At 54.8% G+C, this 24,469-nt stretch carries 24 protein-coding genes; 20 read left to right on the top strand and 4 right to left on the bottom strand.

Annotated features, from left to right (window positions below):
• Positions 1 to 28: 28 nt before the first annotated feature.
• Both eno and queE read left to right on the top strand, forming a co-directional pair.
• Positions 29 to 1,327 carry a phosphopyruvate hydratase gene (gene eno, locus AC6I8W_RS16375; protein ID WP_480365381.1) on the top strand — a complete coding sequence of 433 codons (1,299 nt, stop codon included), beginning with the start codon at positions 29 to 31 and terminating at the stop codon, positions 1,325 to 1,327.
• A gap of 148 nt (positions 1,328 to 1,475) precedes the next feature.
• Positions 1,476 to 2,147: a 7-carboxy-7-deazaguanine synthase QueE gene (queE, locus tag AC6I8W_RS16370; protein ID WP_497835850.1), complete on the top strand. Its 672-nt coding sequence runs from the start codon at positions 1,476 to 1,478 to the stop codon at positions 2,145 to 2,147.
• 95 nt (positions 2,148 to 2,242) lie between these two features.
• On the opposite strand, the gene queD is transcribed toward queE, so the two are convergent.
• Positions 2,243 to 2,602 (bottom strand): 6-carboxytetrahydropterin synthase QueD, encoded by a 360-nt coding sequence (gene queD, locus AC6I8W_RS16365; RefSeq protein WP_013510240.1) that lies wholly within the window; start codon positions 2,600 to 2,602, stop codon positions 2,243 to 2,245.
• 295 nt (positions 2,603 to 2,897) lie between these two features.
• Between queD and cysJ the strand changes: the two genes are divergently transcribed.
• The 3 genes from cysJ to AC6I8W_RS16350 are packed head-to-tail and all read left to right on the top strand — an operon-like array spanning position 2,898 to position 7,158.
• Positions 2,898 to 4,703: an NADPH-dependent assimilatory sulfite reductase flavoprotein subunit gene (cysJ, locus tag AC6I8W_RS16360; RefSeq protein ID WP_497835849.1), complete on the top strand. Its 1,806-nt coding sequence runs from the start codon at positions 2,898 to 2,900 to the stop codon at positions 4,701 to 4,703.
• Positions 4,703 to 6,427, top strand: a complete 1,725-nt coding sequence (gene cysI / locus AC6I8W_RS16355) for an assimilatory sulfite reductase (NADPH) hemoprotein subunit (protein WP_497835848.1) — start codon at positions 4,703 to 4,705, stop codon at positions 6,425 to 6,427. Before cysJ ends, cysI begins: the two co-directional genes overlap by 1 nt.
• Positions 6,424 to 7,158 (top strand): phosphoadenylyl-sulfate reductase, encoded by a 735-nt coding sequence (locus tag AC6I8W_RS16350; protein WP_497835847.1) that lies wholly within the window; start codon positions 6,424 to 6,426, stop codon positions 7,156 to 7,158. Before cysI ends, AC6I8W_RS16350 begins: the two co-directional genes overlap by 4 nt.
• A gap of 47 nt (positions 7,159 to 7,205) precedes the next feature.
• Here AC6I8W_RS16350 and AC6I8W_RS16345 read toward each other — a convergent pair whose 3' ends face one another.
• Together AC6I8W_RS16345 and AC6I8W_RS16340 are read right to left on the bottom strand one after the other, a co-directional pair.
• Positions 7,206 to 7,490, bottom strand: a complete 285-nt coding sequence (locus AC6I8W_RS16345; protein ID WP_497835846.1) for a YciI family protein — start codon at positions 7,488 to 7,490, stop codon at positions 7,206 to 7,208.
• Between the two features lie 9 nt (positions 7,491 to 7,499).
• Positions 7,500 to 8,519 carry an aminopeptidase gene (locus AC6I8W_RS16340; protein ID WP_497835845.1) on the bottom strand — a complete coding sequence of 340 codons (1,020 nt, stop codon included), beginning with the start codon at positions 8,517 to 8,519 and terminating at the stop codon, positions 7,500 to 7,502.
• A gap of 246 nt (positions 8,520 to 8,765) precedes the next feature.
• On the opposite strand from AC6I8W_RS16340, the gene cysG reads away from it, so the two are divergent.
• From cysG to rpoS, 13 genes are all read left to right on the top strand, one after another.
• A complete protein-coding gene (cysG, locus tag AC6I8W_RS16335) occupies positions 8,766 to 10,181 on the top strand; it encodes a siroheme synthase CysG (RefSeq protein ID WP_497835844.1) in 1,416 nt (471 codons plus the stop codon).
• A gap of 9 nt (positions 10,182 to 10,190) precedes the next feature.
• Positions 10,191 to 11,099, top strand: a complete 909-nt coding sequence (cysD, locus tag AC6I8W_RS16330) for a sulfate adenylyltransferase subunit CysD (protein ID WP_021184526.1) — start codon at positions 10,191 to 10,193, stop codon at positions 11,097 to 11,099.
• 10 nt (positions 11,100 to 11,109) lie between these two features.
• Positions 11,110 to 12,537 (top strand): sulfate adenylyltransferase subunit CysN, encoded by a 1,428-nt coding sequence (gene cysN / locus AC6I8W_RS16325; protein ID WP_497835843.1) that lies wholly within the window; start codon positions 11,110 to 11,112, stop codon positions 12,535 to 12,537.
• Positions 12,537 to 13,142 (top strand): adenylyl-sulfate kinase, encoded by a 606-nt coding sequence (gene cysC, locus AC6I8W_RS16320; protein WP_497835842.1) that lies wholly within the window; start codon positions 12,537 to 12,539, stop codon positions 13,140 to 13,142. Before cysN ends, cysC begins: the two co-directional genes overlap by 1 nt.
• Before the next feature lie 54 nt (positions 13,143 to 13,196).
• The gene (locus AC6I8W_RS16315) at positions 13,197 to 13,517 is read left to right on the top strand and encodes a DUF3561 family protein (protein ID WP_497835841.1); all 321 of its coding nucleotides are present in this window, start codon (positions 13,197 to 13,199) and stop codon (positions 13,515 to 13,517) included.
• Between the two features lie 171 nt (positions 13,518 to 13,688).
• On the top strand, positions 13,689 to 14,006 hold the full coding sequence (gene ftsB / locus AC6I8W_RS16310) for a cell division protein FtsB (protein WP_036626556.1): 318 nt from the start codon (positions 13,689 to 13,691) through the stop codon (positions 14,004 to 14,006).
• Between the two features lie 3 nt (positions 14,007 to 14,009).
• Positions 14,010 to 14,726, top strand: coding sequence for a 2-C-methyl-D-erythritol 4-phosphate cytidylyltransferase (ispD, locus tag AC6I8W_RS16305; protein WP_497835840.1), 717 nt, complete (start codon positions 14,010 to 14,012; stop codon positions 14,724 to 14,726).
• The gene (gene ispF, locus AC6I8W_RS16300; protein WP_497838213.1) at positions 14,726 to 15,208 is read left to right on the top strand and encodes a 2-C-methyl-D-erythritol 2,4-cyclodiphosphate synthase; all 483 of its coding nucleotides are present in this window, start codon (positions 14,726 to 14,728) and stop codon (positions 15,206 to 15,208) included. The genes ispD and ispF overlap by 1 nt, the downstream gene beginning before the upstream one ends.
• Positions 15,205 to 16,248: a tRNA pseudouridine(13) synthase TruD gene (truD, locus tag AC6I8W_RS16295; protein WP_497835839.1), complete on the top strand. Its 1,044-nt coding sequence runs from the start codon at positions 15,205 to 15,207 to the stop codon at positions 16,246 to 16,248. The genes ispF and truD overlap by 4 nt, the downstream gene beginning before the upstream one ends.
• Entirely contained in the window at positions 16,229 to 16,990 is a 762-nt protein-coding gene (gene surE / locus AC6I8W_RS16290) for a 5'/3'-nucleotidase SurE (protein ID WP_497835838.1), read from the top strand. Before truD ends, surE begins: the two co-directional genes overlap by 20 nt.
• Positions 16,984 to 17,610 carry a protein-L-isoaspartate(D-aspartate) O-methyltransferase gene (locus AC6I8W_RS16285; RefSeq protein ID WP_480365277.1) on the top strand — a complete coding sequence of 209 codons (627 nt, stop codon included), beginning with the start codon at positions 16,984 to 16,986 and terminating at the stop codon, positions 17,608 to 17,610. The genes surE and AC6I8W_RS16285 overlap by 7 nt, the downstream gene beginning before the upstream one ends.
• 161 nt (positions 17,611 to 17,771) lie before the next feature.
• Positions 17,772 to 18,860, top strand: coding sequence for a murein hydrolase activator NlpD (gene nlpD / locus AC6I8W_RS16280; RefSeq protein WP_497835837.1), 1,089 nt, complete (start codon positions 17,772 to 17,774; stop codon positions 18,858 to 18,860).
• 50 nt (positions 18,861 to 18,910) lie between these two features.
• Positions 18,911 to 19,903 carry an RNA polymerase sigma factor RpoS gene (gene rpoS, locus AC6I8W_RS16275; RefSeq protein WP_013510222.1) on the top strand — a complete coding sequence of 331 codons (993 nt, stop codon included), beginning with the start codon at positions 18,911 to 18,913 and terminating at the stop codon, positions 19,901 to 19,903.
• A 143-nt stretch (positions 19,904 to 20,046) separates the two neighbouring features.
• On the opposite strand, the gene mutS is transcribed toward rpoS, so the two are convergent.
• Positions 20,047 to 22,608 (bottom strand): DNA mismatch repair protein MutS, encoded by a 2,562-nt coding sequence (mutS, locus tag AC6I8W_RS16270; RefSeq protein ID WP_497835836.1) that lies wholly within the window; start codon positions 22,606 to 22,608, stop codon positions 20,047 to 20,049.
• A 345-nt stretch (positions 22,609 to 22,953) separates the two neighbouring features.
• On the opposite strand from mutS, the gene mltB reads away from it, so the two are divergent.
• Together mltB and AC6I8W_RS16260 are read left to right on the top strand one after the other, a co-directional pair.
• Positions 22,954 to 24,036, top strand: a complete 1,083-nt coding sequence (mltB, locus tag AC6I8W_RS16265) for a lytic murein transglycosylase B (protein WP_497835835.1) — start codon at positions 22,954 to 22,956, stop codon at positions 24,034 to 24,036.
• Between the two features lie 86 nt (positions 24,037 to 24,122).
• Positions 24,123 to 24,461 (top strand): zinc ribbon domain-containing protein YjdM, encoded by a 339-nt coding sequence (locus tag AC6I8W_RS16260; RefSeq protein ID WP_497835834.1) that lies wholly within the window; start codon positions 24,123 to 24,125, stop codon positions 24,459 to 24,461.
• The last annotated feature ends 8 nt before the right edge of the window (positions 24,462 to 24,469 follow it).

The raw sequence follows: 24,469 nt of genomic DNA, 5'->3' as shown, positions 1-24,469 counted from the left end.
TTGACTAACTTGTACTGAGGAAAATCGAATGTCCAAAATCGTAAAAGTCATCGGTCGCGAAATTATCGACTCCCGTGGCAACCCGACTGTAGAAGCAGAAGTGCATCTGGAAGGTGGTTTCGTTGGTCTGGCTGCTGCGCCATCAGGTGCATCAACCGGTTCTCGCGAAGCGCTGGAGCTGCGTGACGGTGACAAATCTCGTTTCCTGGGCAAAGGCGTGACCAAAGCGGTTGCGGCGGTTAACGGTCCGATCGCTGACGCGGTAAAAGGCAAAGATGCCAAAGACCAGGCGAACATCGATAAGATCATGATCGAGCTGGACGGTACTGAGAACAAATCCAACTTCGGTGCAAACGCCATTCTGGCCGTTTCTCTGGCTGCGGCGAAAGCAGCTGCTGCCTCTAAAGGTCAGCCGCTGTATGAGCACATCGCTGAACTGAACGGCACCCCAGGCAAATACTCTATGCCGCTGCCAATGATGAACATCATCAACGGTGGTGAGCACGCCGACAACAACGTCGACATCCAGGAATTCATGATTCAGCCGGTTGGCGCGAAAACGGTGAAAGAAGCCATCCGTATGGGTTCTGAAGTTTTCCATCACCTGGCAAAAGTACTGAAAGCCAAAGGCATGAACACCGCGGTGGGTGACGAAGGTGGCTACGCGCCGAACCTGGGTTCTAACGCCGAAGCTCTGGCGGTTATCGCTGAAGCGGTAAAAGCAGCAGGCTACGAGTTGGGCAAAGACATCACCCTGGCGATGGACTGCGCAGCGTCTGAATTCTACAAAGATGGCAAATACGTGCTGGCGGGTGAAGGCAACAAAGCGTTCACTTCAGAAGAGTTCACCCACTTCCTGGAAGACCTGACCAAACAGTATCCGATCGTGTCTATCGAAGACGGTCTGGACGAGTCTGACTGGGCGGGCTTCGCTTACCAGACCAAAGTGCTGGGCGACAAAATCCAGCTGGTTGGTGACGATCTGTTCGTAACCAACACCAAGATCCTGAAAGAAGGTATCGAGAAAGGCATCGCTAACTCCATCCTGATCAAATTCAACCAGATCGGTTCTCTGACCGAAACTCTGGCTGCTATCAAGATGGCGAAAGATGCAGGCTACACCGCGGTGATCTCTCACCGTTCAGGTGAAACCGAAGATGCGACCATCGCTGACCTGGCGGTCGGTACTGCGGCTGGCCAGATCAAAACCGGTTCCATGAGCCGTTCTGACCGCGTTGCTAAGTACAACCAGCTGATTCGTATCGAAGAAGCACTGGGCGCGAAAGCACCTTTCAACGGTCTGAAAGAAGTTAAAGGCCAGGCGTAATCGCCTGTTGATGCTGCCATAAAGCGGTATCGCCTGATGCTAAGCCCCGCCTCGTGCGGGGCTTTTGCATTTTTGACGTAAAGCCGCTGTTGTTACCGGTGACAGATCTGCCATAATCTGCGCCTTAAATGAGTAAAGTGAGTAAAAAATGTACTACCCGATTAACGAAATGTTCCAGACACTACAGGGCGAAGGTTTTTACACGGGCGTTCCGGCGTTGTTCATCCGTTTGCAGGGATGTCCGGTCGGCTGTAGCTGGTGTGATACCAAACATACCTGGGACAAGCTGGCAGATCGGGAAACCTCGCTCGGTGACATTCTGATCAAAACCGTCGAAAGCGATGCCTGGGGCAATGCCGATGCGGCGATGCTGATTGACACGATCCAACGTCAGGGCTGGACCGCGCGCCACGTGGTGATCACTGGAGGTGAACCGGCCATTTACGATTTACGTCCGCTCACCAACGCGCTGGAAGCGGCGGGCTTTGCCTGCCAGATTGAAACCAGTGGCACCCATGAAATTCGTTGTTCCGACACCACCTGGGTGACGGTTTCACCCAAGGTGAATATGCGTGGTGGTTATGATGTGCTGCCGCAGGCGTTGCAGCGGGCGGATGAGATCAAACATCCGGTGGCACGTATGCGTGATGTTGAAGCGCTGGATGCGCTGCTGGCGGGACTGGATGACGAGAAAGCGCGGATCATCGCGTTGCAGCCGATCAGCCGTGGTGATGCGGCGACCAAACTGTGCATTGAAACTTGCATCGCCCGTAACTGGCGCTTGTCGATGCAGACCCACAAATATTTGAATATTGCCTGACGCCTGCATTTTGTGGCGGCGCGATTTATCGCGCTCTTTTTAGCGACAGCACCAAAACAACAGCGCGATAAATCGCGCCGCTACGATGCGGAGCGTTATCCGCGATAGACACAGCCTGCGGTGCAGGTTTCTTTGATCATCACCGCACTCAATTCCGGCAGAATCGGCTTCATCTCATCCCAAATCCATTTCGCCAGCACTTCACTGGTGGGATTCTCCAGACCGGGAATGTCATTCAGATAGTGGTGATCGAGGCGGTCATAGAGCGGTGCAAAGGCCGCTTTCAACTCTGCAAAATCCATAACCCAACCGGTATAGGCATCCACTTCCCCGGTAATTTCCAGCCGCACCAGAAAGGAGTGGCCGTGCAAACGACCGCATTTATGCCCCTCAGGCACGTGGGGTAAGCGGTGCGCCGCTTCAAACTGGAACTCTTTAAACAACGTGGTAGACATAGTGGCCTCAAAATAAAATCCGCTGAAGTCTACCTGAAATGCAGATTTTTAGCACCCGTTACCGCTGAACAGGGCATTTTACGCACTCAGCCTGATGAGGTGATAAATTAACTCATTGAATATAAATTGCTTTATTTACCACTTTTGCTGGTTAGCATTACCCGAAAAACCACTTAGTCATTTTGGTTATTTATTATGTCGAAGCTTTATTTAATCGTTAATATACGGGCCGGTAACCTATTCACTCTTCCGCCATTTTACGGTCCGGACTTCTGATACTGGAATTTTTAACGCGATGACGACTCAGGCACCCCCAGGTTCACTGCTGCCGCTAACCCCGGAGCAACTCGCGCGCCTACAGGCGGCGACTACCGATTTCTCTACCACCCAAATGGCATGGCTTTCGGGTTATTTCTGGGGAATGGTTAACCAGACGCCAGGTGCCGTCGCCACACCGGCACCGGTGCAGGCCGACGTGCCGACCATCCTGTTGATCTCCGCATCGCAAACCGGCAATGCACGTCGCCTGGCGGAACAACTGCGTGATGACCTGTTGGCAGCAAAACTGAACGTCAATCTGGTGAACGCTGGCGACTACAAATTCAAACAAATCGGTCAGGAAAAGCTGCTGGTGGTGGTGACCTCCACCCAGGGTGAAGGTGAACCGCCAGAAGAGGCGGTAGCGTTGCACAAATTCCTGATGTCGAAAAAAGCGCCCACTCTGAATGGCGCGGCCTTTGCCGTGTTCGGCCTCGGCGATACCTCCTACGAATTCTTCAGCAAAGCCGGTAAGGACTTCGACAGCCGCCTGGCAGAACTGGGGGCCGAACGTCTGCTGGATCGCGTCGATGCTGATGTGGACTATGCGGAGCAGGCAAGCGCCTGGCGTAAGCAGATCACCGACATCCTGAAAGCGCGTGTACCGAGCGAAGCGCCAGTCCAGTTGGTAGCCACCGCTGCGGGAAGCGTCAATGAAATTCACAGCAGCCCGTACAGCAAAGAAGCGCCGCTGACCGCCAGTTTTGCTGTAAACCAGAAGATTACCGGCCGTGATTCCGACAAAGACGTGCGCCATATTGAAATCGATCTCGGCGATTCTGGGCTGCGTTACCAGCCGGGTGATGCGCTTGGCGTGTGGTTTGAAAATGATCCGGCGCTGGTCAAAGAGCTGCTGGAACTGCTGTGGCTGAAAGGCGATGAGCCAGTGGCGATCCACGGTGAAACCTTGTCGTTGACGGAGGCGCTGCAACGTCATTTTGAGCTGACGGTCAACACACCGCAGATCGTCGAACAATATGCTGCCTTGTCACGTAATGATGCGCTGCTGGCGTTGGTCGGCGATAAACCGAAACTCCAGCACTACGCGCAAAGCCTGCCGATTGTCGATATGGTGCGTCAGGCTCCGACCGAACTGAATGCGGAACAGCTGACCAGCCTGCTGCGCCCTTTAACACCGCGTCTTTACTCCATCGCCTCCTCACAGGCTGAGACCGAGACCGAAGTGCATATCACGGTTGGCGCGGTGCGTTACGAGATCGATGATCGTCAGCGTGGTGGCGGTGCTTCCACCTGGCTGGCGGATCGTCTGGAAGAAGACAGCGACATCCGGGTGTTTATCGAACATAACGACAACTTCCGTCTGCCTGCCAACCCGGAAACGCCGGTCATTATGATCGGGCCGGGTACCGGTATCGCGCCATTCCGCGCCTTTATGCAGCAGCGTGATAATGATGGCGCAGGTGGTAAAAACTGGTTGTTCTTCGGCAATCCGCACTTCACCGACGATTTCCTGTATCAGGTTGAGTGGCAGAAGTATGTCAAAGACGGCTTGCTGACCAACATCGACCTTGCCTGGTCGCGCGATCAGGCTGAGAAGATTTACGTACAAGATAAAATCCGTGCGAAAGGCGCGGAAGTGTGGCGCTGGATTGAAGAGGGCGCGCACCTTTATGTTTGCGGCGACGCCAATCGCATGGCGAAAGACGTTGAGCAGGCATTACTGGATGTGGTGGTCGAGCACGGTGCAATGGATCGTGAAACGGCTGACGAGTTTTTAAGTGAGCTGCGCATTGAGCGCCGTTATCAGCGAGACGTTTACTAATGAGTGAAAAACACCCTGGACCGCTGGTCGTTGAAGGCAAACTTGTTGACGCCGAGCGTCTGAAAAAACAAAGCAATTATCTGCGCGGCACTATTCTCGAAGATCTCGACGATGGGCTGACTGGTGGCTTTAACGGCGATAACTTCCTGTTGATCCGTTTCCACGGCATGTACCAACAGGATGACCGCGATATCCGTGCGGAACGTGCGGCGCAGAAACTCGAACCGCGTCATGCCATGATGCTGCGCTGCCGTTTGCCGGGCGGCATTATCACGCCAACCCAGTGGCTGGCGATTGATAAATTTGCTACCGATAAAACCATTTATGGCAGCATTCGCCTGACCAACCGTCAGACGTTCCAGTTCCACGGCATTCTGAAGAAGAACGTGAAGCCAACGCACCAGATGCTGCATGAAGTTGGCCTCGACGCCTTGGCGACTGCGAATGACGTCAACCGTAACGTGCTGTGCACCTCGAACCCGGTGGAGTCGGCGCTGCACCAGGAAGCTTACGAGTGGGCGAAGAAACTGTCGGAGCATCTGTTGCCGAAGACGCGCGCCTATGCCGAGATCTGGTGGGATCAGGAGAAGGTTGCTACTACTGATGAGGAACCGATCCTCGGTGAAACTTACCTGCCACGTAAGTTCAAAACTACGGTGGTGATCCCTCCGCATAACGACGTGGATCTGCACGCCAACGATCTCAACTTCATCGCTATCGCTGAGAAGGGCAAGCTGGTGGGCTTTAACCTGCTGGTGGGCGGAGGTCTGTCGATCGACCACGGCAACAAAGCCACTTACGCACGTACCGCCAGCGAATTTGGCTTCCTGCCGGTGGAGAAGATCCTTGACGTCGCGGCGGCGGTGGTGACCACTCAGCGTGACTGGGGCAACCGTACCGATCGTAAAAACGCCAAAACCAAATACACGCTGGAACGCGTGGGCGTGGAAACCTTCAAAGCCGAAGTGGAAAAACGTGCCGGTATTACTTTCGGCCCGACGCGTCCGTACGAATTCACCACCCGTGGCGATCGCATTGGCTGGATCAAAGGCGTCGATAAGAAGTGGCACCTGACGCTGTTTATTGAAAACGGCCGTCTGCTGGATTATCCGGGCCGTCCGCTGAAGCGCGGCATCGCCGAAATCGCCAAAGTGCATCAGGGTGATTTCCGCCTTACCGCCAACCAGAACCTGATTGTGGCGGGCGTACCGGAGAAGCAGAAGGCGCAGATTGAAGCTATCGCGCGTGAACACGGTTTAATGGAGCAGGTGACGCCGCAACGTGAAAACTCGATGGCCTGCGTCTCCTTCCCGACCTGTCCGTTGGCAATGGCCGAAGCTGAGCGTTTCCTGCCATCGTTTGTGACTAAAGTCGAAGAGATTATGCACAGCCATGGCGTCGGTGATGAGCACATAGTGTTACGCGTTACCGGTTGTCCTAACGGTTGTGGCCGTGCCATGCTGGCCGAAATCGGTCTGGTGGGCAAAGCACCAGGACGTTACAACCTGCATATTGGTGGCAACCGCATCGGCACCCGTATTCCGCGTATGTATCGTGAGAACATCACGGAAGGGGAGATCCTCGCCAGCATTGATGAGCTGGTAGGGCGTTGGGCGAAAGAGCGTAAGGGTGAAGAAGGTTTTGGCGACTTCGTGATTCGCACGGGCGTCGTGAAGCCAGTGGTTGATCCCGCCCGTGATTTTTGGGACCCGGAGGCAGTATGACGGTACTCGATCTCGCAGCACTGAATGATTTAGCAAAAATTGATCGTGTCATGGCGTTGGCGGAAACCAATGCGCAGCTGGAAAAACAATCGGCAGAAGATCGCCTGGGTTGGGCGCTAAAGCAACTGCCAGGCGCGTTTGTGCTGTCGTCCAGTTTTGGTATCCAGGCGGCGGTGTTGTTGCATATGGTCACCCAGCAACAGCCAGATATTCCGGTGATCCTCACTGATACCGGTTATCTGTTCCCGGAAACTTATCGTTTTATCGATGAGTTGACCGAGAAGCTCAACCTGAATCTCCAGGTGTTCCGTGCTGAAACTTCTCCGGCCTGGCAGGAAGCGCGCTACGGTAAGCTGTGGGAACAAGGTGTTGAAGGGATCGAGAAATATAACCAGATCAACAAAGTGGAACCCATGAACCGCGCACTGGAAACGCTGGGAGCGCAAACCTGGTTTGCTGGCCTGCGGCGCGATCAGTCCGGCAGCCGTGCGCATCTGCCGGTGCTGGCGATTCAGCGTGGCGTGTTTAAGGTGCTGCCGATTATCGACTGGGATAATCGCCAGGTGCATCAGTACCTTAAACAGCATGGTCTGAAATATCATCCGCTGTGGGATGAAGGTTATCTGTCCGTCGGCGATACGCATACCACTAAGAAGTGGGAACCGGGGATGGCGGAAGAAGAGACGCGTTTCTTTGGTCTGAAGCGCGAGTGCGGTCTGCACGAAGGTTAATCTTTTCACCCGTAACGGCCCGATTTATCGTGCCGTTACGGATCTGATTAAATACCGGTTAACGCCGCAAACGCTTCACCCGCACGCGTCACATTCACCTTGGTCACATCGTAGTTTGCTACTGCCACAAAGGGATCTTCCGCAAGGATCGCATCCAACTCAGCGCGTTCCATATCCTTCACCAGCACCATGCCACCAGTGCGCGGATCTTTACGTCCGGCGGCAATAAACGCGCCGCTGGCGAAATAGCGATCCAGCCATGCAATATGTGGTGCGAGCAGCGTTTCCACTTCTGCCACCGGGCGGAAATAGTTCAGATAAACCACGTACATATCAATTCCTCAGGTTGTCGGATTCGCCAGCTCGTTGAGCAGTGGCAACAGAATTTTCACGCTATCACGCGTGCGTTGAGTGATGCGTCCTGGTAGCCAGTGGTCGAGATAGTTCAGACTGTCACGTTCGGTTTGGTGGCGAACGGTTCCATCCGGGAAGTGGTGGCTGCGTGCACGTTGCTGCTGACCATCTTTATTACCCAGCGCCCAGTTGCTGGCAGTCACATCCAGCAGTGGCATACCTGCTTTATCGAAAGGATTTTCACCCGGAAAATCACGAGCGGTCAGCAAATGCGTTGCGGCGGAGATCCCCTGATGATGCGCCAGCTGGAGTGCGCGAACGCTGGTTTGCTTACGCACGGCTGAGGGGGTGTTCATCCCGCTGTTAAAGTAGAGATGATCGCCCACGATCAAACTGTTCAGATCAATCACCAGCAGGGTGTTTTTCTTCTCTTTGGCATCCATACGCGACAGATAATCATCCATCCCGTGCAGCCCAGTCTCACCGGCGCTTAACGCCACAAAGCGCACGCCATAATGCAGCGGCATTTTGCTCAGCTGCTGTGCCAGCTCCAGCATTACACCAAGGCCGGAGGCGTTGTCATCCACGCCCTGTAAACGCAGGCCGCCGAGGTTGTTGTCGGCTTCACGGCTGCTGAGCGGTGTCCAGGTATCGAGATGCGCGACAATCAGGATCTCCTGCGGTGCGCTACCGGCACGCGCGGCGATCACCGAGGTAGCAGTGACTTTATGCCAGCGCATCTGGCCCTGTTTTTCCCGCCAGTTATAGCCGGTATTAAACTGACGGGTATTGCTCTGATAACCCAACTGGGTGAACTGCTGACGCAGATAATCCGCCGTCATCAGCTCTGCCGGGCTGCCGCTCATGCGGCCAGGGAAATAGGTTGCGATATGGCGCAATTGTTGTTCGGCAAACTGCCCCGGTACGTTGTTCGTCGCCTGAGCAAGGAGAGGAAAACCGCTCGCTATCACTGCGACCAGCAGGGCGCGGCGGAGGGTGGCAAACATAGTGTGTCCTTTTCTGACATCCCGTCATGCTAAAAAAAATCTGCTTTAGTATGAAACTGTGACCGCTATTACACAATTTGAATTGCTCCGAAACGCCAGCAATATCATTTGCTAAGCACAAAATGTTCTCAGTAATCCTGGGTCGTTATTCCATTCGGTAACTACTCATTCCAATTCGTAATTTCATCTGCCAGAAGGCAGGGACGTATAGTCGCGTTAACTTATTGTAAAACTGACAAGGTTAACGTGGATTATCTGCCTCTTTTTGCCGATCTCAAAAACCGTCCGGTGCTGGTTGTCGGCGGTGGCGACATCGCTGCGCGCAAAATCGAACTGCTGCGGCGTGCCGGTGCACGTGTGCGGGTCGCTGCGCGTGAGCTGGGCCATGAGTTGCAGGCGCTGCATCAGATTGCGGCGATTGAGTGGATTGCCCAGACCTTTGATGCGGTGCAGCTGGATGGCGTATTTCTGGTGATTGCGGCCACCGATGACAACGCGCTCAACCGCCAGGTTTTCGAGGCCGCCAACGCGCGTCACAAGCTGGTGAACGTGGTGGATGACCAGCCGAAATGCAGCTTTATCTTCCCCTCGATTGTCGATCGCTCCCCGCTGGTGGTGGCGATCTCTTCCAGCGGCACTGCGCCGGTGCTGGCACGTCTGCTGCGGGAAAAAATTGAAGCGCTGCTGCCGGCTAACCTTGGGCAAATGGCCGAGGTTGCCGGGCAGTGGCGTGACAAAGTGAAACAGCGTTACCGCCAGATGTCAGAACGCCGCCGTTTCTGGGAGCGTGCCTTTAACGGCCTGTTCGCCAGCCAGATGGCGGCGGGAAACATTAATGAAGCGCGTCGCACCCTTGATCGCGAGTTGGAGAATGACAGCGACAATCAAGGGGAAATCACGTTGGTGGGCGCGGGTCCTGGTGACAGCGGATTGCTGACGTTGCGTGGCTTGCAGGTGATGCAATTGGCCGATGTGGTGCTATATGACCATCTGGTCAGCGACGAGGTGCTGGAACTGGTGCGTCGCGATGCTGACCGTATTTGTGTCGGTAAACGGGCTGGCGCGCATTCTGTGCCGCAGGAAGAGACCAATCGACTGCTGGTGCAACTGGCGCAGGAAGGTAAACGCGTGGTTCGCCTGAAAGGCGGCGATCCCTTCATTTTTGGCCGTGGCGGCGAAGAGCTGCAGGCGGCGAAAGCTGCGGGCATTCCTTTTCAGGTGGTGCCCGGCATTACCGCCGCAGCCGGTGCGACCGCCTATGCGGGTATCCCTTTAACCCACCGTGACCATGCGCAAAGCGTGATGTTTATTACTGGTCAGTGCCGGGCAGACAGCAGCGGTATCGACTGGCCGTCGCTGGCGCGCGCGCGCCAAACGCTGGCGATCTATATGGGTACGGTGAAGGCGGCAGAAATTGCTGCCGGACTGATTGAACACGGACGCGATCCGGCGACGCCAGTCGCGGTGATTGGTCGCGGTACGCGCCAGGATCAACAGGTGCTGACCGGCACCTTAGACCAGTTGGAGGCGCTGGCCGCCGTCGCGCCGACGCCAGCCTTGCTGGTGATTGGTGAAGTTGTGAATTTGCACGGGCAACTCGCCTGGTTTCAACATTCAGCACAGCAGGGGACTCGCGAGTCCGCCGTTGTCAATTTGGCTTGAGGAAAAATTATGGACCAAAATCGACTCACTCATCTGCGCCAGCTGGAGGCAGAGAGTATCCATATCATCCGCGAGGTGGCGGCCGAGTTCAGTAATCCGGTGATGATGTACTCCATCGGCAAGGACTCCTCGGTAATGCTACATCTGGCACGTAAAGCCTTTTATCCAGGCACGCTGCCATTTCCGCTGCTGCATGTTGATACCGGCTGGAAATTCCGTGAAATGTACGAATTCCGCGATCGCACCGTCAAAGCAATGGGCGCGGAACTGCTGGTGCACCGCAACCCGGAAGGGGTGGCAATGGGCATCAACCCGTTTGTGCACGGCAGCGCTAAACATACCGACATCATGAAAACCGAAGGTCTGAAACAGGCGCTGAACAAATACGGCTTTGATGCCGCTTTTGGTGGCGCACGTCGCGACGAGGAGAAATCTCGCGCCAAAGAACGTATTTATTCGTTCCGCGACCGCTTCCACCGCTGGGACCCGAAAAACCAGCGCCCGGAGCTGTGGCACAACTACAACGGCCAGATTAATAAAGGTGAGAGCATCCGCGTGTTCCCGCTCTCCAACTGGACTGAACTGGATATCTGGCAGTACATCTTCCTCGAAAACATCGAGATTGTGCCGCTGTATCTCGCGGCACCGCGTCCGGTACTGGAGCGCGATGGCATGTTGATGATGGTGGATGATGACCGTATTGACCTGCAACCGGGTGAAGTGATCAAACAACGGATGGTGCGTTTCCGTACCCTCGGCTGCTGGCCGCTGACGGGTGCGGTGGAATCCGAAGCGCAAACGTTGCCGGAAATTATTGAAGAGATGCTGGTCTCCACTACCAGCGAACGCCAGGGCCGTGTGATTGACCGCGACCAGGCCGGTTCGATGGAACTGAAGAAACGTCAGGGTTATTTCTAAGGAGACGCAGATGAATACCGTTATTGCACAACAGATTGCCGATCAGGGCGGCGTGGAAGCCTGGCTGACCGCGCAACAACACAAAAGCCTGCTGCGTTTCCTCACTTGCGGTAGCGTTGATGACGGCAAAAGCACGCTGATTGGCCGTTTGCTACACGATACCCGCCAGATCTATGAAGATCAGCTCTCTTCGCTGCACAACGACAGCAAACGTCATGGCACCCAGGGAGAGAAACTCGATCTGGCGCTGCTGGTGGATGGTTTGCAGGCCGAGCGCGAGCAGGGCATCACCATTGACGTGGCCTATCGTTATTTCTCGACCGAGAAGCGCAAATTCATTATCGCGGATACGCCGGGACACGAGCAGTACACGCGTAATATGGCGACCGGCGCGTCTACCTGTGACCTGGCGATCCTGTTGATTGATGCGCGCAAAGGCGTGCTGGATCAGACCCGCCGCCACAGCTTTATCTCCACGCTGCTGGGGATCAAGCATCTGGTGGTGGCGATCAACAAAATGGACCTGGTGGCGTATAAACAGGACATTTTTGAGCAGATCAAACAGGACTACCTCGACTTCGCCGGACAGTTGCCGGAAGACCTCGATATTCGCTTCGTGCCGATGTCGGCGCTGGAAGGGGATAACGTCGCGTCGCCGAGCGAGACCATGCCGTGGTACAGCGGTCCAACCTTGCTCGACGTGCTGGAAACCGTGGAACTGAAGCGCGTGGTGGATCATCAGCCAATGCGTTTCCCGGTGCAGTACGTTAACCGCCCGAACCTCGATTTCCGTGGCTATGCCGGTACGTTGGCGTCAGGCGTGGTAACCGTGGGCCAGCGCGTGAAAGTGCTGCCATCGGGCGTGGAATCAACGATTGCGCGTATCGTGACCTTTGATGGCGATCTGCAGGAAGCCGCAGCCGGGGAAGCTATTACCCTGGTGCTGCAAGACGAAATCGACATCAGCCGTGGTGACCTGCTGGTAGATGCTGCTGCCGAACTGCAATCGGTGCAATCCGCTACGGTTAACGTGGTGTGGATGGCCGAGCAGCCACTGCAACCGGGCCAGAGCTATGACGTGAAGATTGCCGGTAAGAAAGCGCGTGGTCGGGTGGAAAAAGTGATCCATCAGTTCGACATCAACACGCTGGAAAAACGCAGCGCCGACAGCCTGCCGCTCAACGGTATCGGTCTGGTGGAAGTCACCTTTGATGAGCCGATGGTGCTGGACAAATATCGTGACAACCCGGTGACCGGTGGCATGATCTTTATCGATCGCCTGAGCAATGTCACCGTGGGTGCCGGATTGATTGAAGCACCGCAAACCGCCAACCGCGCCCAGGCGAGCCAGTTCAGTGAGTTCGAGCTGGAGCTGAATGCGTTGATTCGTCGTCACTTCCCGCACTGGAATGCACGCGATCTGTTGGGTGGTCAGTAATGGCGCAACACGATGAAAACGTGGTGTGGCACGACCATCCGGTGACGCGCGCTGAGCGTGAGCAGCAGCATGGCCATCAGGGCGTGGTGTTGTGGTTTACCGGGCTGTCTGGCTCCGGTAAATCCACAGTGGCAGGTGCCCTGGAGCAAGCGTTGCATCGGGTTGGCGTCAGCAGCTATCTGTTGGATGGTGACAATGTGCGTCACGGCCTGTGCCGTGACCTTGGCTTCAGCGATGACGATCGTAAGGAAAATATTCGTCGTGTCGGTGAAGTGGCAAAGCTGATGGTGGATGCCGGGCTGGTGGTGTTGACCGCCTTTATTTCACCGCATCGCGCCGAGCGTCAGATGGTGCGTGACCTGCTGGCGGAAGGACAGTTTATTGAAGTGTTTGTCGACACGCCGCTATCGGTGTGTGAAGCGCGCGATCCGAAAGGATTGTATAAAAAAGCGCGTGCCGGAGAACTGCGTAATTTCACTGGCATCGACAGCGTTTATGAAGCGCCAGAGACGCCGGAAATCCACCTTGATGGTGAACAATTGGTTACAAAACTGACCGCCCAATTGTTAGACCTGCTGCGCCACCGCGATATCATCAGATCCTGAATAGACAGCGGCAAATCGTTATGGTTTGCCGCGATTAGCGTCAACAGGAACTCTATGCAGAACGTTACCCCTATGCTGGCACGCAAAGATGAACACACCCAGGATGAGTCTCGCTCGTCGCTACCGGGTGGTGTGATTGGTTTTCTCTCGTATTGGTGTGCGCTGGCAATTCCGTTCCTGCTCTACGGTTCCAATACGCTGTTTTTCTTCCTCTATACCTGGCCGTTCTTCCTTGCTTTGCTGCCGGTTTCGGTGCTGATTGGCATTGTCCTCAGCCTGATGATGCGTGGCCATCTGTTCTGGAGCGGGGTGGTGACGGCGATCGTGGTGGTGTGTCTGTTCTGGCTACTCTTCTCATTTCTCTCCGGCTGGTAGGCCGTGCCTGATGTGCAAACGCGTCGGCAGGTTACAAAACTTTACCTGCAGATTTCCGCACCAGTGAATCATTATTTGTACGGACAATCGTCCGTGAACGGCATTTTCGCTGCTGGAGTGGAGTCCGGCGCGAAGTTATGGGATGATTGAGCCGTTTTTCAGGGGGCTGGGATGGGAAAACTGACGCTATTACTACTCGTTTTGCTCGGCTGGCTTCAGTATTCGTTGTGGCTGGGCAAGAATGGGATACACGACTATACGCGCGTCAATGATGATGTTGCGTCACAACAGGCGAATAACGCTAAACTGAAAGCGCGTAACGATCAGCTGTTCGCCGAAATTGACGATCTCAACGGCGGTTCTGAGGCTATCGAGGAGCGCGCACGCAATGAACTGGGCATGATCAAGCCTGGTGAAACCTTCTATCGCCTGGTGCCGGACCAGAGCAAACGTAACGCGCAACAAGCTGCGCAAAATCAACAACGATAAACCATGAACAACCACTCTTTCTCTGCGGATGTGATCGCCGTAGTGCCCGCTGCCGGTATTGGCAGCCGCATGCAGGCTGCCTGCCCAAAACAATATCTGACCATCGGTCAATTCACCCTTCTCGAACATAGCGTTGCCCGCCTGCTGGCGCATCCTGCTGTCAAACAGGTGATTGTCGCTATCAGCCCTGATGATGGCTGGTTTGATGCCCTGCCGCTGGCACAGGACGCACGCGTGCTGCGGGTCACCGGCGGTGAGACGCGGGCTGAGTCGGTGCTGGCAGGTTTGCAGGCGGTGACGCAGAGCGAATGGGTATTGGTACACGACGCGGCACGTCCGTGTCTGCATCCGGATGATTTAGCGCGTCTGCTGGCGGTGCGCCAGCACAGCAAAGTGGGCGCGATTCTGGCGGCACCGGTGCGCGATACCATGAAGCGCGCTGAACCGGGTAAAGCTGCTATTGCGCATACCGTCGAGCGCGAGGATTTATGGCACGCGCTGACGCCACAATTTTTCCCCCATGCGCTGCTGACTTCCTGTTTGACGCGCGCTCTAACTGAGGGCGCGACTATCACTGATGAGGCTTCGGCGCTGGAATACTGCGGCTATCATCCCGAACTGGTGAGTGGCCGCAGTGATAACATTAAGGTGACGCGGCCAGAAGACCTGGCTCTGGCGGCCTTTTATCTTACCCAGATTCAGTTAAAGGAGAGCGCATGATGCGTATCGGTCACGGCTTTGATGTCCACGCCTTTGGAGGCGAAGGGCCTCTGGTGATTGGTGGGGTGCGTATTCCCTTCGAACACGGTTTTATTGCCCATTCTGATGGCGATGTGGCCCTGCACGCATTGACTGATGCGCTGCTGGGTGCGGTGGCGATGGGGGATATCGGCAAATTGTTCCCTGATACCGATCCGGCATACAAAGGTGCAGACAGCCGTGGGCTGCTGCGTGAGGCCTGGCGTCGTATTCAGCAGAAGGGTTACCGCATCGGTAACGTCGACGTCACCATCATTGCCCAGGCTCCGAAAATGTTACCGCATGTGCCGCAGATGCGGGTGAATATCGCCGAAGATCTTGGCTGTCATATGGATCAGGTCAATGTTAAAGCTACCACCACGGAAAAACTGGGTTTTACCGGGCGTGGCGAAGGCATTGCCTGTGAAGCGGTAGCGTTGCTGGTGAAGGCGGAAAGCGCATGAGTGATTTGCTGTACCTGCACGGTGTACCGCGCGTTACCGGCGTGATCAAAGCGAATCCGGAAGATTTTGTCGTGATTGAGGATCTTGGTTATCCCTATGACGACGAAGGCGAGCAACTGCTGGTGCGTATCCGTAAAATCGGCTGCAACACCCGCTTTGTCGCCGAAGCACTGGCGAAGTTTCTCGGTGTGCACGTGCGTGATCTCAGCTATGCCGGGATGAAAGACCGCCATGCAGTGACCGAGCAGACGTTGTGCTTCCGTTTACCGGGTAATGCCATGCCTGACCTGTCTGAATTTAAGCTGGAAGGTGTAGAAATTCTGCAGGTGGTGCGCCACAAGCGTAAACTACGTACCGGTGCGCTGGCAGGGAATGCGTTTCGTCTGGTGATCCGCCAAATCTCGCATCAGGCAGAGGTGGAACAGCGTTTACAGACAATTCAGAAAAGCGGCGTGCCGAACTATTTTGGCGAGCAGCGTTTTGGCCGCGAGGGTAATAATCTGACTCAGGCGCAGCAGTGGGCGCAGGATCGCTTCCGCCCACGCGATCGCAACAAAAAAGGTTTGCTGCTCTCTGCCACCCGCAGTTACCTGTTTAATCAGGTCACCAGCGCCCGTTTGCAACGTGACGGCAACCTCGACGCGGTGATGAGCGGGGATGCTTTGCAACTGACCGGGCGTGGTAGCTGGTTTGTTGCGCAGGCGGAAGAACTGGCTGAACTGCAACAGCGCGTGAATCAGGATGAACTGCGCATTACCGCCCCGTTGCCCGGTCGTGGTGATTGGGGGCCTCAGGCTGAAGCGCTTGAATTTGAACAGCACAGCCTGGCAGGTGCGGCAGAATTGATTACACTGCTTGAGCGTGAACGTGTTGATGCGGCACGTCGCGCGATGCGCGTAGTGCCAAAGGATTTGCACTGGAGCTGGTGGGATGATGTGACGCTGGAGATGGCGTTCTGGCTGCCTGCGGGCAGTTTTGCTACCAGCGTCGTGCGTGAGCTTCTCCAACAAGAAGGTAACGATGCGGATATTGCTGAGTAATGATGACGGCATTCATGCGCCAGGCATTCAGACCCTGGCGCGCGCGCTGCGCCAGTTTGCTGAGGTGCAGGTGGTCGCACCCGATCGCAATCGCAGTGGCGCTTCAAACTCGCTAACGCTTGAAACACCGCTTCGTACCTTTACCCATGAAAACGGTGATATCGCCGTGCAGATGGGCACTCCGACCGACTGTGTGTTTCTTGGGGTGAATGCCCTGATGCAACCGCGGCCGGATATTGTGGTCTCCGGTATCAATGCTGGCCCGAATCTTGGTGATGACGTGATTTATTCCGGCACCGTGGCGGCAGCAATGGAAGGCCGCCATCTCGGACTACCGGCGTTGGCGGTATCGTTGAATGGCCATCAGCATTACGCAACCGCCGCCGCTGTCACCTGTGCGTTGTTACGTGCATTAACGCGTGAACCGCTGCGCACCGGTCGTATTCTCAACATCAATGTGCCTGATCTACCCTTATCAGAAGTGAAAGGTTTCCGCGTAACGCGTTGTGGCAGCCGTCATCCTGCCGACCAGGTCATTTGCCAGCAGGATCCACGCGGCAATACCCTATACTGGATTGGCCCGCCGGGTGAGAAATTGGACGCCGGTCCGGATACCGATTTTGCCGCAGTCGATGCGGGTTATGTCTCGATCACCGCGTTGCATGTTGACCTGACCGCTCCGGCGGCACAGACAGTACTCAGTGAATGGCTGACCCAGGCGGAGGTGGATTTGGCATGGTGAACCGGCGCGTTGAAACCTTGCTGGCGCAGCTGCGCGCGCAGGGTATCCATGATGAACATCTGCTGAAAGCCATCGCTGATGTGCCGCGTGAGCGTTTTATCGACGAAGCCTTCGAACATAAAGCCTGGGACAATGTCGCGCTGCCGATTGGCAGCGGGCAGACCATTTCACAACCCTATATGGTGGCGCGCATGACGGCGCTACTCGAACTTGATGCCGACGCGCGCGTGCTGGAAATTGGCACCGGTTCAGGCTATCAGACGGCGATTCTGGCGCATCTGGTCAATCACGTTTATTCCGTTGAACGTATTAAAGGGCTGCAATGGCAGGCTAAACGCCGCCTGAAGCAACTCGATCTGCATAATGTGTCCACTCGCCACGGTGATGGCTGGCAGGGCTGGGCTGCTCGTGGTCCGTTCGATGCCATCATTGTTACGGCCGCTCCTCCTGAAATTCCGACTGCGCTGATAGCACAATTGCGTGATGGCGGCAGAATGGTGCTGCCGGTTGGGGAAGATCAACAAGTGTTAAAACGTCTGCGTCGTCAGGGGGATGAGATGATCGAGGAGATTATCGAACCCGTCCGCTTTGTTCCTTTAGTGCAGGGCGACCTGGCCTGAAGCTCTTCGTACTTGTTCACAACTGTTACATGGCATGGCGCAGTTGATCTTGTTACTATCCTTGTTAATCAATGCGAAAGGCCGTTTCACCTGCATTATGCAGTGTAAAATGCGGTTCACGCAGACACAGTTATATCCAGGATTGCCATCACGGGGGATCAATGAGCACGGGAAGCACAACATTTCAATTACGCCGTTTGGCGGCACTGACACTGGTCGGATTTTGGCTGGCAGGCTGTAGCTCCAGCGATAATACACAAGCGCCCATCAGCCAGATTGGTGGCAACAGTGGCATGAGCGACTCCTCTGGCGGCGGCGTACCGGCTATGCCGCATGGCGGAATGTTAAGCGGTGGCGTACCTTCTGCACCGTCATCGGGCGGAATGATTAGTGGCAATAATAATGTGACCACGGAAAATGGTCGCATTGTGTACAACCGCAATTATGGGAATATTCCGAAAGGAAGCTATGGCGGCGAGACCTATACCGTTAAACGTGGCGATACCCTGTTCTATATTGCGTGGATTACCGGCAACGACTATCGTGACCTGGCGCAACGCAACAACATCCCCGCTCCGTATAGCCTGAACGCCGGGCAAACGCTGCAGGTGGGTAACGGTGCTGGCCAGTCAATTACCGGTGGTAACGCTATCACTGTTGCCGATGCGACTCAGAGTGGTGTACCTGTCACACCGGGTTCTTCGCAAATTAAATCTGCCCCGGTTGCACAGCAACCTGTTATTACGTATTCTGATGATTCGGGTAATTCTTCAGGCAGCAAATTGTTGCCGTCGAAAGGGGCAAATAATGTGGCAACGACCACAGCTCCGGTTACCGTACCGCCCACGGTCAGCAGCACGACCGATAGCACAACCCCGGTGGGAAGCTGGCGTTGGCCGACCGATGGGAAGATTATCGATAACTTCTCCGCTGCGGAAGGTGGAAACAAAGGGATCGATATCGCGGGTTCACGTGGACAACCTGTTGTCGCTACCGCTTCTGGTAGGGTGGTTTACGCAGGTAATGCGCTCCGCGGGTACGGTAATTTAATCATCATCAAACACAATGATGACTACCTGAGTGCCTACGCCCATAACGACACAATGCTGGTCCGGGAACAACAGGAAGTTAAAGCTGGGCAAAAAATAGCTACGATGGGTAGCACCGGAACCAGTTCAGTAAGATTGCATTTTGAAATTCGTTACAAGGGGAAATCCGTAAATCCGTTGCGTTACTTACCGCAACGATAATCCGGCAGAACCCAGGTGTTCTGCCCTTGGATCACGGGTAGGAGCCGCTTATGAGCCAGAATACGCTGAAAGTTAACGAGTTACACGAAGATGCGGAATTCGAGGAGAACGGAGCTGAGGTTTTTGATGAGAAGGCTCTCGTTGAGAACGAACCTGGTGATAACGATGTAGCGGAAGAAGAGTTGTTGTCACAGGGTGCGACGCAACGCGTTTTGGATGCGACGCAGCTCTACCTCGGAGAAATTGGTTATTCTCCATTGTTAACGGCGGAAGAAGAGGTGTTCTTTGCCCGCCGCGCATTACGAGGCGACATTCCTTCTCGTCGCCGCATGATTGAAAGTAACTTACGTCTGGTGGTGAAGATTGCCCGTCGTTACAGTAATCGTGGTCTGGCGCTGCTGGATCTGATTGAAGAGGGTAATCTGGGCCTGATTCGTGCTGTAGAGAAGTTTGACCCGGAACGTGGGTTCCGCTTCTCGACTTACGCCACCTGGTGGATTCGTCAGACCATTGAACGGGCAATCATGAACCAAACCCGTACCATCCGTCTGCCTATCCACATTGTTAAAGAGTTAAATGTCTATCTGCGCACCGCGCGTGAACTCTCTCACAAACTCGACCATGAGCCGAGTGCGGAAGAGATTGCGGAACAGCTGGACAAACCGGTTGATGACGTAAGTCGTATGCTTCGTCTCAACGAGCGCATTACCTCGGTTGATACCCCGCTGGGTGGTGATTCCGAAAAAGCGCTGCTGGATATCCTGGCCGATGAAAAAGATAACGGCCCGGAGGACACCACGCAGGACGATGATATGAAACAAAGCATCGTTAAGTGGTTGTTTGAACTTAATGCCAAGCAGCGTGAAGTGCTGGCGCGTCGTTTCGGCCTGTTGGGCTATGAAGCGGCAACGCTTGAAGATGTGGGCCGCGAAATCGGTTTGACCCGTGAGCGTGTTCGTCAGATTCAGGTGGAAGGGCTGCGTCGTCTGCGTGAAATCCTGCAGACACAGGGCCTGAATATTGAAGCGCTGTTTCGTGAATAAACCGTAATCGCTATATAAAAACGGTGACCATCAGGTCACCGTTTTTTTATGCCTGTCCGTAGCGGCGCGATTTATCGCGCGCCTTTTCCGGCACCGTGCATCAGCGGCGCGATAAATCGCGCCGCTACACAGCTAACTTCTTATCAGACCAGCGTTTTCAGACGATAGATCCATTCCAGCGCCTGGCGTGGCGTCAGGGTATCGGGATCGAGTGCTTCCAGTGCTTCCACCGCGGGTGACGTTTCCGCGACCAATAACGGTAGCTGTGCACCTTCTACCGTTGAGGCGGCAGTGCTGCCCGATAACGCCTCCAGCTCCTTCAACTTATGGCGTGCGCGCTTGATCACTTCTTTCGGTACACCCGCCAGCGCTGCTACCGCCAGGCCATAACTTTTGCTGGCCGCGCCGTCCTGCACGCTGTGCATAAACGCGATGGTGTCACCATGTTCCACGGCATCCAGATGCACGTTGACCACGCCTTCCATTTTTTCCGGTAGTGTTGTCAGCTCGAAATAGTGGGTGGCGAATAGCGTCATCGCTTTAATTCGGTTAGCCAGGCTTTCGGCACAGGCCCAGGCCAGCGACAGACCATCATAGGTTGAGGTACCGCGACCGATTTCATCCATTAACACCAGGCTATGTTCGGTAGCGTTATGCAGGATATTGGCCGTTTCGGTCATTTCCACCATAAAGGTTGAGCGTCCTGAGGCCAGATCGTCAGCCGCACCCACGCGGGTAAAGATACGATCGATGGGACCCATCACCGTCTCTTCAGCCGGTACGAAGCTGCCGATCCATGCCATCAGCGCAATCAATGCTGTCTGGCGCATATAGGTACTTTTACCGCCCATATTCGGACCGGTAATAATCAACATACGCCGCTGTGCCGACAGCGTCAGCGGGTTGGCGATAAAAGGTTCTTTAAGCACCTGTTCCACCACCGGATGACGACCGCCAGTAATGCGGATCCCCGCTTTTTCCTGCAGCACCGGTCGGCAATAGTTAAGAGTCCAGGCGCGTTCAGCCAGGTTGCTCAGCACATCGAGTTCAGCCAGTGCCGCTGCGCTTAATTGCAGGGCTTCGAGATGCGGCAGCAGACGGTCAAACAGTTCGTCGTACAGGCCTTTTTCCAGCGCCAGCGCTTTCCCTTTTGAGGTCAGCACCTTGTCTTCATACTCTTTCAGCTCAGGAATGATATAGCGTTCGGCATTCTTGAGGGTCTGGCGGCGTACGTAGTGGATCGGCACCAGATGGCTTTGACCACGGCTGACCTGAATGTAGTAACCATGAATGGCGTTAAAGCCCACTTTGAGCGTATCCAGCCCTAGTTTTTCCCGCTCACGAATCTCCAGTCGATCGAGGTAATCGCTGGCACCGTCGGCCAGCGCGCGCCACTCATCCAGTTCGGTGTTATAACCCGGCGCAATTACCCCACCATCACGGATCAAAACCGGTGGTGATTCGATGATGGCGTTTTCCAGCAAGTCGCGTAGTTCGCTAAATTCACCCATCTGGCTACGCAACTGCGTGAGTTGTGGCGCGCTCACCGCTTGCAGCAAGGTATTCAGTTCCGGCAATTGCTGGAAGGCATGACGCATACGCGCCAGGTCGCGCGGACGGGCGGTGCGTAATGCCAGACGGGCGAGAATACGTTCCAGATCGCCAATCTGGCGCAAAACCGGTTGCAGTTCTTCGCTGTGCGCCTGTAACTCGGCAATAGCTTCCTGACGGCGCGCGATGGTGTCGACATCACGTAATGGCATGTGCAACCAGCGTTTCAGCATGCGGCTGCCCATCGGCGTGACGGTTTTATCCAGCACTGCCGCCAGGGTATTGTCGGTGCCACCGGCGAGGTTTTGCGTGATTTCCAGATTGCGACGCGTGGCGGCATCCATAATCACGCTATCCTGCTGCCGCTCCATGCTGAGTGAGCGGATATGAGGCAGCGAGGTACGCTGAGTATCTTTGACATATTGCAGCAGGCAACCTGCAGCACGTAGCGCCAGATGCGCCTGTTCAACACCAAAACCGTTGAGATCGCGCGTGCCGAATTGCAGATTTAACTGTTGGCGCGCGGTATCGATTTCATATTCCCAAAGTGGACGACGGCGCAGGCCACGCCGTTGGTCGATAAGCTGCATAGCCTGAAAATCTTCGGGGTAGAGTAATTCGGCCGGGTTGGTGCGCTGCAACTCGGCCGCCATAGTTTCCTGGTCACCCGGCTCACTCAGGCGAAAGCGTCCTGAACTGATATCCAACGTGGCATAACCAAAGCCACGTTGGCTTTGGAAAATGGCGGCCAGCAGGTTGTCCTGCCGTTCCTGTAACAACGCTTCATCGCTGATGGTGCCGGGGGTGACAATACGTACGACTTTACGCTCGACCGGTCCTTTACTTAACGCCGGGTCACCAATTTGCTCGCAAATCGCGACCGACTCCCCTAGCTGGACCAGCTTCGCCAGATAACCTTCTACAGCGTGATAAGGCACGCCCGCCATTGGGATGGGTTCGCCTGCTGACGCACCACGTTTGGTGAGAGAGATTTCCAGCAACTGCGAGGCGCGTTTGGCGTCATCGTAAAAAAGTTCATAAAAATCGCCCATACGATAGAACAGCAGAATGTCAGGATGATCGGCCTTCAGACGCAGGTATTGCTGCATCATGGGCGTATGGGCGCTGAAGTCCATTTGCTCTGCTCCTTTCATCTCTTTCTCACTTTATATTAACTCTTTGATGACCTGTGATCTGTTGTTGCCACAGGAGAATTTGTCGTCATCGCGATGGGACAATAACGAAAGAGGGGATGTTACCATTTTTACCGCATCTCCTTCATCCGTCCGCTGGCTTTTCGGTTGCCGACCATAACAAATTGCTGTGTCAGGAAAAAATAAAAAAACAGGAAAAGGGTAAACTATGGAGATGGGTCGCAAATTTTTTCTGTCAGCATGATGGCAGACATAACTGATGAAAATTTAAGATATTGCCCTGTAAGTCGGGTATCTGAACGATTAATATGTGTGCTTTAGATTCACCTGGTTTATGGATATCCGATGCGTTTTAAGGTTGCTCTTCTCCCGCTTATTGCTCTGCTTGCTGCCTGTAGTAGCAAGCCTCACACCTCTCAGCAACCCGCTGTGGTTTCTGCTCCTCAGGGGGGCTTTTTACTGGATGCCGCACATGCTAATCAGCCGATGTTTGGTGATTTTGCCGGTAATCCCGCCGCTGAAAAATTTATTGACGAAATGGTGGCGAAACATGGCTTTGACCGCCAGCAATTGCATGCGGTGATTGGCCAGGCGAAGCGACTGGATTACGTGTTGCGTCTGATGGATCAACAGGCACCGAGTTACACGCCGCCAACCGGCCCTAACGGTGCCTGGATTCGTTATCGTAATAAATTCATCACCCCGGATAATGTGCAAAACGGCGTTGCCTTCTGGAATCAATACCAGGATGCGCTACAACGTGCCCAGCAGGTATACGGTGTACCGCCGGAAATCATTGTTGGCATTATTGGCGTTGAAACACGCTGGGGCCGGGTGATGGGTAAAACCCGTTTGCTGGATGCGCTGGCAACCCTCTCCTTTAGTTATCCACGCCGTGCGGCCTACTTTAGTAGTGAGCTGGAAACCTTCCTGCTGATGGCACGTACCGAACAAGACGACCCGCTGGATCTGCGCGGTTCTTTTGCCGGAGCGATGGGGTACGGCCAGTTTATGCCTTCTTCGTATAAGCAATATGCGGTGGACTTCAACGGCGATGGGCATATCAATTTGTGGGATCCGGTTGATGCCATTGGCAGTGTAGCCAATTATTTCAAAGCTCATGGCTGGCGGGCCGGTGAGACGGTTGCCGTTCCTGCCAGTGGTCAGGCTCCTGGGCTGGAGAATGGTTTTAAAACCGCGTATCCGGTGAGCATGCTGGCGGCGAGTGGTTTGACGCCACAGGGATCGCTTGACGGTAATCAGCAGGCCAGTTTGCTGCGCCTCGATCTCGGCACCAGTTATCAATACTGGTACGGGTTGCCCAATTTCTATGTCATAACCCGCTACAATCACAGCACGCATTATGCCATGGCGGTGTGGCAGTTGGGCGAGGCCGTCAGCAAAGCGCGGCAGGGCGCGATATTTTAATACTGTCCTTACACTTTGTAAGGAGATAAGATGACGCCCCTTTTGCGGCGCCATCTTTGCCGCGACCTTTTCTCTGAGGAGTGCTTATGAATACCTTACCGGCCTGTCCTGAATGCCATGCTGACTACACCTGGCAAGATGGTGAAAAGCTGAACTGCCCATCTTGCGGACATATCTGGTCGCTGGGGGCTGATGATGTAACAAGCGATGGACTGGTGGTACGCGATGCGAATGGCAACCTGCTGGCGGATGGCGACAGCGTCACTGTGATCAAAGATCTGAAAGTTAAAGGCAGCTCCTCAACCCTGAAAATTGGCACGAAAGTTAAAAGCATTCGTCTGGTCGAAGGCGATCACAATATCGATTGTAAGATCGATGGCTTTGGGCCGATGAAGCTCAAATCGGAATTTGTGAAAAAGAACTGATTATCGGA

Source organism: Pantoea sp. X-Soil-TKNS-1211 (assembly GCF_059730495.1).
Note: the sequence above shows the minus strand (reverse complement) of the source record. Positions and strands in the feature narration are given on the sequence as shown.